At 76.9% G+C, this 2,569-nt stretch carries 3 protein-coding genes; 1 reads left to right on the top strand and 2 read right to left on the bottom strand.

All coding sequences use genetic code 11. The annotated features are described in order from the left end of the window. Positions 1-58 precede the first annotated feature (58 nt). Positions 59-1,177 (top strand): DUF6923 family protein, encoded by a 1,119-nt coding sequence (locus tag ACTUAL_RS16555; RefSeq protein WP_440900900.1) that lies wholly within the window; start codon positions 59-61, stop codon positions 1,175-1,177. A gap of 41 nt (positions 1,178-1,218) precedes the next feature. On the opposite strand, the gene urtE is transcribed toward ACTUAL_RS16555, so the two are convergent. Then, the gene (gene urtE, locus ACTUAL_RS16550; protein WP_440900899.1) at positions 1,219-1,914 is read right to left on the bottom strand and encodes an urea ABC transporter ATP-binding subunit UrtE; all 696 of its coding nucleotides are present in this window, start codon (positions 1,912-1,914) and stop codon (positions 1,219-1,221) included. Next, the coding region (locus ACTUAL_RS16545) for an ABC transporter ATP-binding protein (protein WP_440900898.1) at positions 1,914-2,569 on the bottom strand (656 nt) is incomplete at its 5' end. The genes ACTUAL_RS16545 and urtE, both read right to left, overlap by 1 nt.

Here is a 2,569-nt window from a genome sequence, read left to right as displayed (position 1 = left end):
TCGACGGGGGCGCGGACGTCGGGCCGGACGCGTTCCAGGCCGCCGTGGAGCGGTTGGCGTGATCGGGGAGGTCCTGCTGGCGGTGTGCGCCTCGATCCAGGTCGAGGCGCTGGAGCGCGGGCCGTCCTCGGTGGTCAGCGTCGAGCTGCCCGCGGGCGCGGTCTCCCCGCTGGCGGTGCTCGACGTCCGGGTCACCGCGATCGGCTACTCCGCCGCGCAGGACCTGGTCTACGGCGTCGACGCGGACGGGCGCGTGCTCGCGTTCGACCGGCGCGGCGCGCGGGTCCCGCTGCCCGCGCGGCAGTCCGACCTGCTGCGCGGCGCCACGGCGGGCGTGGTCGTCGGCGACCGGCTCGTGGTGCGCTCCGGGCGCCTGCTGCTGGCCGTGGACATCAACCCGACCAGCCCCGACTACCTGCTGGTCGTGGCCGAGACCTGGCTGCCCACCACCGCGCTGACCATCAACGACTTCGACCTCAACCCGGCGGACGGCCTGCTGTACGGGGTCGTGGTGGACGCGCGCGGCGTCGGCCGGGTGGTGCGGGTCGACCCGGCCACCGGCGCCGTGCGGCCCGTCGACGGCGCGGGCGCGCTGCCTCCGGGCATGACCAGCTACGGCTCGGTCGTGCTCGGACCGGACGGCGCGCTCTACGCCACGGCCAACCGGGACGCGAGCGGGGGGCTCAGCACCCGGTTCAAGGTCGCGCTGGACGGCACCGGGACGGTGGTGGAGCTGGGCACGCGGGTCGCGTTCAGCACGCTCGACGCGGCGGGCTGCCTGGTGGTGCGCAACCCGCCCCGGCCGCAGCCGCAGCCCAAGCCGCAACCGCCGCAGCCCCGACCGGCGCAGCCCCAGCCCCAGGCCCCGCAGCAGCCCGCGCCGCAACCGCCCGTCGCGCAGGCGCCCGCCGTGCCACCGGCCCCCGTGCCCACCCCGAGCCCCAGCCCGGCCCCGAGCCCCGCGCCGACGGCGGAACCCACCCCCGAGCAGGAGCTCGTGGAGGGCCAGCCCGCCGTGCGGGACCCGAGGCGGCGGACCGAGGAGGTCGAGGCCGCGGGCCTGAACCCGCTGCTGCACACCGTGGACGACCAGCGCCGCTGGGGCCTGGTCGCGCTGCTCCTGGTGCTCGGCGGCGCGGCGGCGGCCAGGCAGGTCGGGTCCCGGCGCACCAGGTAGGGCCAGCGCGCCAGGCAGGCCCAGCGCGCCAGGCAGGCCGGTCACACCGACAGCAGTCGCCGCACCTCCTCGTCCCGCAGCTCCGCCGCGTCGCCGGAGCGCACGACCTCGCCCGCGTCCAGCAGCGCGAACCGGTCCGCCAGCCGCGCCGCCAGGTCCACGTGCTGCTCGACCAGCAGCACGGTCAGCCCCACCTCCCGGTGCAGCCGCCGCACCGCCGCCTCGATCTCGTCGACCACGGACGGCTGCACGCCCTCGGTCGGCTCGTCCAGCACCAGCAGCCGGGGGCGCGCCACCAGCGCCCGCGCGATCGCGAGCTGCTGCCGCTGCCCGCCCGACAGCAGCCCGGCCCGCCGCCGCAGCAGCGGGACCAGCGCCGGGAACACCGACAGCGCGTCGTCCACCGCGCCCGCGTCCTTGCCGGGACGGGCCTCGGCGACCACCCGCAGGTTCTCCGCCACGGTCAGCTGCGGGAACACCACGTGCCCCTGCGGCACGTACGCCAGCCCCGCGCGCACCCTGCGGTGCACCGGGGTCCGGGTGACGTCCGCGCCGTCCAGCAGCACCGTCCCCGAGGTCGGGCGCAGCAGGCCGACGACGGTCTTGAGCAGCGTGGTCTTCCCGACCCCGTTGCGCCCCAGCACGCACACCAGCGACCCGGCGGGCACCTCGAGGCCCACGCGGAACAGCACCTGCGACCGTCCGTAGTGGACGTCCACATCGGACACCACGAGCATCAGTCCGCCCTCCCGCCGGAGCGGCCCAGGTACACCTCGCGCACCACCGGGTCCGCCCGCACCTCGTCGACCGCGCCCTCGCGCAGCACCTTCCCCTGGTGCAGCACGGTGACCGTGCGCGCGTACCGGCGCAGGAACTCCATGTCGTGCTCCACCACGACGACCGTGTGCTCGGCCGCGACCGCCGCCAGCAGCTCCCCGGTGCGCTCCCGCTCGTCCCGGCTCATGCCCGCCACCGGCTCGTCCAGCAGCAGCAACCCCGGTCGCTGCGCCAGCAGCATCCCCATCTCCAACCACTGCCGCTGCCCGTGCGAGAGCACCCCGGCCCGCCGCCCGGCGAGCGCCGCGAGCCCGGTGGTCGCCAGCGCCCGCCCCACCTCGGCCGACCGCCCGCGCGGGCGTCGCAGCAGGGTGCGCAGGGGAGCGCGGAACCCGGCGGCCAGCTCCAGGTTCTCCCGCACGGTCAGCTCCTCGAACACCGCCGCCGTCTGGAACGTGCGCCCGACGCCCAACCGCACGACGCGGTGCTCGGGCAGCCCGACCAGCTCCCGGCCGCCGAACCGCACGCTGCCGGAGGACGGCCTGGTCAGCCCGGTGATCACGTCGATCAGCGTGGTCTTGCCCGCGCCGTTCGGGCCGATCAGGAACCGCAGCT

The organism is Actinosynnema sp., from assembly GCF_052038725.1.
This window is presented reverse-complemented; position numbering and strand designations above follow the sequence as displayed.